General features: G+C 49.4%; 8 protein-coding genes. 1 reads left to right on the top strand and 7 read right to left on the bottom strand.

Features of this window, described 5'->3' with window-relative positions; translation table 11 throughout:
- The 3 genes from FTE26_RS14095 to dacD all read right to left on the bottom strand — a co-directional run.
- On the bottom strand, positions 1-635 hold a 635-nt coding region (locus tag FTE26_RS14095; protein ID WP_236930647.1), incomplete at its 3' end, for an FUSC family protein.
- Positions 636-832: 197 nt separating this feature from the next.
- On the bottom strand, positions 833-1,306 hold the full coding sequence (gene sbmC, locus FTE26_RS14090; protein ID WP_001105415.1) for a DNA gyrase inhibitor SbmC: 474 nt from the start codon (positions 1,304-1,306) through the stop codon (positions 833-835).
- A gap of 118 nt (positions 1,307-1,424) precedes the next feature.
- Positions 1,425-2,591, bottom strand: coding sequence for a serine-type D-Ala-D-Ala carboxypeptidase DacD (dacD, locus tag FTE26_RS14085; protein WP_000830156.1), 1,167 nt, complete (start codon positions 2,589-2,591; stop codon positions 1,425-1,427).
- A gap of 208 nt (positions 2,592-2,799) precedes the next feature.
- Here dacD and sbcB point away from each other — a divergent pair, with 208 nt between their 5' ends.
- Positions 2,800-4,227: an exodeoxyribonuclease I gene (gene sbcB / locus FTE26_RS14080; RefSeq protein ID WP_000980589.1), complete on the top strand. Its 1,428-nt coding sequence runs from the start codon at positions 2,800-2,802 to the stop codon at positions 4,225-4,227.
- Positions 4,228-4,269: 42 nt separating this feature from the next.
- On the opposite strand, the gene tsuB is transcribed toward sbcB, so the two are convergent.
- The 4 genes from tsuB to yoeI all read right to left on the bottom strand — a co-directional run bounded on the left by tsuB (position 4,270) and on the right by yoeI (position 7,158).
- Positions 4,270-4,497 (bottom strand): thiosulfate utilization sulfurtransferase TsuB/YeeD, encoded by a 228-nt coding sequence (gene tsuB / locus FTE26_RS14075; protein ID WP_000234896.1) that lies wholly within the window; start codon positions 4,495-4,497, stop codon positions 4,270-4,272.
- Positions 4,498-4,510: 13 nt separating this feature from the next.
- A complete protein-coding gene (gene tsuA, locus FTE26_RS14070) occupies positions 4,511-5,569 on the bottom strand; it encodes a thiosulfate utilization transporter TsuA/YeeE (protein WP_000492339.1) in 1,059 nt (352 codons plus the stop codon).
- Positions 5,570-5,747: 178 nt separating this feature from the next.
- Entirely contained in the window at positions 5,748-7,106 is a 1,359-nt protein-coding gene (gene plaP / locus FTE26_RS14065) for a putrescine/proton symporter PlaP (protein WP_000019197.1), read from the bottom strand.
- Positions 7,096-7,158 (bottom strand): membrane protein YoeI, encoded by a 63-nt coding sequence (gene yoeI, locus FTE26_RS14060; protein ID WP_010723108.1) that lies wholly within the window; start codon positions 7,156-7,158, stop codon positions 7,096-7,098. The genes plaP and yoeI overlap by 11 nt, the downstream gene beginning before the upstream one ends.
- Positions 7,159-7,359: the final 201 nt, after the last annotated feature.

Here is a 7,359-nt window from a genome sequence, read left to right as displayed (position 1 = left end):
TTAGAACCCAAGGCCCGATACGGCATGCGGACTGCAGGCAGAGAAAACTGGCCGATTTTCTCTGCACTGGAGGGATAATACAAGACCCGATTATACTCGGTCAGACTTTTCGCCAGTTGAATGCGCCAGTGGATGAACGCCCGTTGTGGCCAGATACCGGTAAACAACATTGCCAGTAAAGAGCCGAGGATCACATCGCCGCTTCGCCATAACGCCGTATCAATTTCACCTGTCGGGGAACCCACAACAATTGCCAGCGTCACCCCAATCAATAAACCTTGATACGGTTTCTTGCCCAGCGCCAGCCAACCGCAAAGGAACATGGCCGCCGCGCACCAGACTAACATCAGCGGTAACGAGATTAACTCCAGTTGCAGAGCGATAAGACCTAAAATCGAACCCAACACCGTACCGCCAATACGCTCAAAGGCGCGAGGGACAACGTTACCCCAGAACGAGATTGGCCCCATAATCACCACCATGGTGACCAGCGGCCAGGTGCTTTCCGGGATAGTAAACAGGCGGATAATGAGAAAAGTGAGCAGGAATGCCAGCGCGACCCGAGTACCATGCACAATGCGGTAATGGCGGTATACCCGGATTTCAAACGGGCTTAATGACTTATCGGCACGCACGCAGAAACTCCGTAATGAGATTAAAAGCGCTCATAACTCATCTGTCGGCCAGAAGGCGCGCCTCTGAATTATCCGACGGACAAACCGGGAACAGTGTAATTTCCCGGCAGGAGCGAAAAAATTGAAAGGCGCATCTTACTCTTTTCGCTTTCAAAAAAAAGAGTGGTCATCGCGTTAACACACCGCCCTGAGATGAATTAGTGATGTTTTGGCTGCACCGCAACATACATTTCGATATCCCAGTACCCATCTTCCGCGCCATTGTTCAAATAAACCTCGAAGCAGGGCTTTGGTAACATTTCATAAGCACTGTCCTGCAAGAGGCTATTAAAGAACTGATACCAGGGTTTAGCAAAATCATCACCGACTACACGAGCTACCGCCACCGCATACTGACCACCTGTAATTTCTGTCAGAATGACGCCCTCACTGTTTTCGGGAAGCGTAAAGTAACCCGGCACCGTCACGACGGTGTCGCAGCGTAATTTTTCGGCGGGTGTTTCATCTGGATTGTCGTAATAGACAGCAACCCACTCCTTCGGCACAATATTTTTGCTATCTACCCACATCATCAACTGCTCAAAGCCTTTCTTTACCGTCTGTTCCCACGGGCCAACGAGATGGAAACCTGCAACGGTACGTTTCTCTTCCTGCTTAATCTCGTAGTTCATGACGCCTCCATTGATACTGTTTTTATATACAGTATAGTTGCAAAATTAAAACCACAAGGAATGAGTGTTGATTATGCGAGCAGACTCGCACTCCTGCCAGTCTGCTGCAAAAGAAAGGTCAGGCCTTATGGTGGAAATAATCACTCAGGCGAGAAAACATGCTGCCTTCCCCGACAGATTCCAGGGTAACCAGCGGCCAGTGCGCCACCTGTTTATCACGGTCGTAAAGTTCAATTTCCCCTACCCGCTGATGGGCGCTAATTGGCGCGGTGAGTTCTTTACCATCAAGGGTATATTTGGCTTTGATATGTGGAATTTCGGCTTTCGGTAGCACCATCCAGAACTCTTGTTCCGTTCCCAAGTCGATATTTTCTTTATCGCCATACCAGATGCGTTCCGTTCCGACCTTTTTCCCACGGTGCAAAATTTGCACCGTAGTAAAGTTTTGTTGCCCCCAACGCAGTAATTTTCTTGCCTCTTCCTCACGACCTTTTGCACTGTCAGCCCCCATTACCACTGCAATGAGACGACGCTGCCCATCTACAGCCGAAGCAATGAGATTAAACCCGGCACCAGAAGTATGACCCGTTTTCAGGCCGTCAACATTCATGGTTTTATCCCACAACAACCCGTTACGGTTTTGCTGGGTGATACCGTTCCAGGTGAGACTTTTCTCACTGTACATATGATAAAACTCGGGCTCGCCGTGGATGATAGCACGAGAAAGCACAGCTAAATCATAAGCCGAGCTATGCTGGCCAGGTGCATCCAGACCATGCACTGTTTCAAAATGCGTATCCTTGAGATGCAGCTTCTCGGCATAGTTGTTCATCATTTCAACAAACTGCCGTTGCCCACCGGCAATATAGTCAGCCAGAGCAACACAAGCGTCATTTCCGGAATCCACAATTAAACCACGGCTTAAATCACGTACCGATACGCGATCGCCCTCTTTCAAAAACATCAGTGAAGAACCGACAAACACCGGATTATCTTTCGCCCACGCATCGCGCCCCACGGTGACAATATCGTCTGGCGTAATGCGATGACTATCGATAGCGCGATCCACGACATAACCCGTCATCAGCTTTGTCAGGCTGGCGGGATTGCGCTGTTGATGCTCATTACCCGCGGTGAGGATCTGACCGGTGGTGTAATCCATCAATACCCAGGACCCGGCATGAATCTCTGGAGGCTGAGGTGAAAAAGGAATGTTTTCCGCCGCAAAACCAGACGATAAGTTAAAAACGAACAAAGAAGCAGCAATAATAAGACGGCGTTTCAACAGCAAACCCTCAGGAGTTTCAAATAGCTGTTCTTTTTACGGAAATACTTATGAACTGGCTGGAATAAAGTGCAAGAAAATGTGACTACCCTCTCATTTTTATCTGACATGATCTGTTGCCACTCGCTGCCAAATTGTGGCGCTAAAGCTGATTAGCACGGTGATATTTGATACTCTGGCAGACAGCAGAAATAACGGATTTAACCTAATGATGAATGACGGTAAGCAACAATCTACCTTTTTGTTTCACGATTACGAAACCTTTGGCACGCACCCCGCGTTAGATCGCCCTGCACAGTTCGCAGCCATTCGCACCGATAGCGAATTCAATGTCATCGGCGAACCCGAAGTCTTTTACTGCAAGCCCGCTGATGACTATTTACCCCAGCCAGGAGCCGTATTAATTACCGGTATTACCCCGCAGGAAGCACGGGCGAAAGGAGAAAACGAAGCCGCGTTTGCCGCCCGTATTCACTCGCTTTTTACCGTACCGAAGACCTGTATTCTGGGCTACAACAATGTGCGTTTCGACGACGAAGTCACACGCAACATTTTTTATCGTAATTTCTACGATCCTTACGCCTGGAGCTGGCAGCATGATAACTCGCGCTGGGATTTACTGGATGTTATGCGTGCCTGTTATGCCCTGCGCCCGGAAGGAATAAACTGGCCTGAAAATGATGACGGTCTACCGAGCTTTCGCCTTGAGCATTTAACCAAAGCGAATGGTATTGAACATAGCAACGCCCACGATGCGATGGCTGATGTGTACGCCACTATTGCGATGGCAAAGCTGGTAAAAACGCGTCAGCCACGCCTGTTTGATTATCTCTTTACCCATCGTAATAAACACAAACTGATGGCGTTGATTGATGTTCCGCAGATGAAACCCCTGGTGCACGTTTCCGGAATGTTTGGAGCATGGCGCGGCAATACCAGCTGGGTGGCACCGCTGGCGTGGCATCCTGAAAATCGCAATGCCGTAATTATGGTGGATTTGGCAGGAGACATTTCGCCATTACTGGAACTGGATAGCGACACATTGCGCGAGCGTTTATATACCGCAAAAACCGATCTTGGCGATAACGCCGCCGTTCCGGTTAAGCTGGTGCATATCAATAAATGTCCGGTGCTGGCCCAGGCGAATACGCTACGCCCGGAAGATGCCGACCGACTGGGAATTAATCGTCAGCATTGCCTCGATAACCTGAAAATTCTGCGTGAAAATCCGCAAGTGCGCGAAAAAGTGGTGGCGATATTCGCGGAAGCCGAACCGTTTACGCCTTCAGATAACGTGGATGCACAGCTTTATAACGGCTTTTTCAGTGACGCAGATCGTGCAGCAATGAAAATTGTGCTGGAAACCGAGCCGCGTAATTTACCGGCACTGGATATCACTTTTGTTGATAAACGGATTGAAAAGCTGTTGTTCAATTATCGGGCACGCAACTTCCCGGGGACGCTGGATTATGCCGAGCAGCAACGCTGGCTGGAGCACCGTCGCCAGGTCTTCACGCCAGAGTTTTTGCAGGGTTATGCTGATGAATTGCAGATGCTGGTACAACAATATGCCGATGACAAAGAGAAAGTGGCGCTGTTAAAAGCACTTTGGCAGTACGCGGAAGAGATTGTCTAATTTGAAGCCTCCGCCGCTGGTACGGCGGAGGACAATGTTGAGTCAGGCTTTTTGAACGGTGATGCTCCACGCTGCATCGCCAATCTGCTGATAATCGGTGATGGCATGTCCTTCTTCTGCCGCCCACTGTGGGATTGCTTCAGTTGCCTGGGTGCAATCAAACTCAATCACTAACTCATCGCCGCTGACCATTTCTGCCAGAGCTGCTTTTGCTTCTATGAGTGGAAACGGACAGACCTGCGTCACCACATCCAGCTTTTTAATCACCATCTTTACACCTTACTTAATTTGCCGCAGCAGTTGCCAGTCGCGCCTTACGCTGCGGTCGAACATACACAAGCCAGGACGCAGTCCAGACTCCGAGAATCATAAATACAAGGCCAATCCAGCCCTGCCAGGTCATCATTGCAGTCATAACCAGTCCATTACCGATAGAGCAACCACCTGCAATACTGGCACCGAAGCCCATCAGTACACCACCTAACCCGCTACGTAATGTTGTTTGTGCATCAGCTGCGCGAACGCGGAACTCACGGCTCGCTTTGGCTGCAATAAATGACCCCACGAAGATCCCTAACACCAGGAAAACGCCCCAGTTAATGTATTTCATGTCACCCGCGACCAGAAATTGCAGAATATTGGCCGTTGGGGAAGTGATTCCTAACCCAAACATGCGTCCGGTTGCTTCACTCAGGGGCCAGGCTAAAAGCGCAATCAAACCGATGAGTACAGCTGTGACAAAGGGATGCCAGCGTTTTTCAAACAGAATATGAGCGATCCCGGTTCGGCGCGGCGGTAAGGTCGCGACTTTGAGTTTTGGCTTCTTCAACTCTTTCATCACCACCCAGAGCGTTATCACCAGCAAAACGGCAACCAACGGCCACACAGACAAATTAAAAGTCTCAGCAATAGAGTTATGTTCAGTACTGTAGTGCTGCAAGGTTTGATTTAAACCACTGGCATGTGGAGAACGCATCACCGCACTCATCACCATATAAGTGAAAAGCGCGATCCAACTGCCGATCAATCCCTCACCCGCGCGATACCAGGTCCCGGTGGCACATCCACCCGCCAGAACAATTCCCAGCCCGAAGATATACCCACCTATAACAGTACCAAGCCACGGGAACGCCCCGGCTTCGTAAGTCAGTAGGCCCGCCTGAATTAACGCAAAAACCCCCACGCTTTGTACCGAAATTGCAATCAGCAAGGCGTAAAACATGCGATTATTTTTCACGATATACATATCGCGAAAACCACCTGTCAGGCAAAAACGCCCACGCTGCATGACAAATCCCAGCAGAGCACCACAAATTAGCCCGCTTAATATCATTGAAAACATAAATTAATTAACCAGATGAATGTTAATGAGGAAATTATTCATGACTGGTGGAATGCAGACCAATAACCAAATTCTCTAAATTAGAACAAATGGTTATTAATGAGGAGTTCGATACAAAAGAATAAAAAAACCGGAGCCAAATGTTCATTCGACTCCGGTTTATTATTAGAAAAGATGATTATGCTACGTCTTCGTACTGCGGAACCGGATTACGGAAGCTCTTGGTGACGCAAGCCAGGTAAATCAGACCGATAGCAGCCCAGATCAGACCCAGAACCATTGAGCTTTCTTCCAGGTTAACCCACAGCGCACCAACGGTCAGCGCACCACACATCGGCAGGAACAGATACTGGAAGTGATCTTTCAGCGTCTTGTTACGCTTCTCACGGATCCAGAACTGCGAGATGACCGACAGGTTAACGAAAGTGAACGCCACCAGCGCACCAAAGTTAATCAGCGCCGTTGCCATTACCAGGTCGAAGTTGATTGCCAGCAGGGCAATCGCGCCAACCAGGATGATGTTCATCGCCGGAGTACGCCATTTCGGGTGTACATAACCGAAGAAGCTTTTCGGGAATACGCCGTCACGACCCATTACGTACATCAGACGCGCTACGCCTGCATGCGCCGCCATACCGGACGCCAGTACGGTAATGGTGGAGAAGATCAGCGCGCCAACCTGGAACGCTTTACCCGCAACGTACAGCATGATTTCAGGCTGTGACGCATCCGGATCTTTAAAGCGAGAGATATCCGGGAAGTACAGCTGCAGGAAGTAAGTTGCAAAGATGAAGATCATGCCGCCGATCAGCGCGGTCAGGAAAATCGCACGCGGGATCACGCGCTCTGCATCTTTGGTTTCTTCCGACAGGTTGCTGATGCCGTCAAAGCCGGTAAAGGAGAAGCACAGGATTGTCGCCCCGGTAATCATCGGGATAACATGCGCATCGCCAGACCAGAATGGACGAGTGCTCGCCAGCGTACCAGCGCCTTCACCTTCAAATACGCCATAAACAACCATGCCCAGAATCACCGCGATCAGCACTACCTGCAACACGACGATTACAGTGTTGAAGTTCGCTACGGATTTCAGACTACGCAGGTTAAAGGCGGTCATAAAGGCCACCAGCGCCACCACAAACATCCACGATGGGATGGAAGGCACCAGAGCTTCAAAATAGATTTTCGCCAGTAGAATGTTGATCATCGGCGCGAACAGATAGTCGAGCAGAGAAGACCAACCCACCATAAAGCCGACAGTCGGGCTAATGGATTTCTGGGCGTAAGTGTATGCAGAGCCAGCAGAAGGATAGCGGCGAACCAGCTTCCCGTAGCTCAGAGCCGTAAACAGGATCGCAATCAATGCGAACGCATAGGCTGTCGGCACATGACCATCCGTGAGGCCTGAAACGATACCAAAAGTATCAAACAGCGTCATCGGCTGCATATAGGCAAGACCCATCATTACAACCGGAACTAACGTAAGCGTTTTACGCAATTCCACGCGAGAGGTGTTTGGAGTAACGTTATGCGACATGGTCATTCTCCTTTACGGTGATAACCGTCGCGTAAGCAAAAAATTGCCCCATTTTTTTGGATTCCTCAGCGACAACAACTGTCGATTTTTAGTAAATATCTATCCGGTACGAAGCCCGGCCTCTTGGTATGAATGATTGGTTTGAAGCAAAAAATAACCGACGCTGATGAAACGTCGGTTTTTAGTCATTTTTTGACAGCGGCGCATTGTGCCTAAATGGGGGGGAAATGACAAGAGAATGAGAGGCTTGTCA

Origin of the sequence: Escherichia sp. S10b, from assembly GCF_028421345.1 — a bacterium.
In the GTDB taxonomy this organism is placed as follows: domain Bacteria; phylum Pseudomonadota; class Gammaproteobacteria; order Enterobacterales; family Enterobacteriaceae; genus ECMA0423.
This window is presented reverse-complemented; position numbering and strand designations above follow the sequence as displayed.

Excerpts from the sequence above, each read along its gene's own strand:
- tsuA (WP_000492339.1), bottom strand. The coding sequence starts at position 5,569 with ATGTTTTCAATGATATTAAGCGGGCTAATTTGTGGTGCTCTGCTGGGA.
- plaP (WP_000019197.1), bottom strand. The coding sequence starts at position 7,106 with ATGTCGCATAACGTTACTCCAAACACCTCTCGCGTGGAATTGCGTAAA.
- sbmC (WP_001105415.1), bottom strand. The coding sequence starts at position 1,306 with ATGAACTACGAGATTAAGCAGGAAGAGAAACGTACCGTTGCAGGTTTC.
- sbcB (WP_000980589.1), top strand. The coding sequence starts at position 2,800 with ATGATGAATGACGGTAAGCAACAATCTACCTTTTTGTTTCACGATTAC.
- tsuB (WP_000234896.1), bottom strand. The coding sequence starts at position 4,497 with ATGGTGATTAAAAAGCTGGATGTGGTGACGCAGGTCTGTCCGTTTCCA.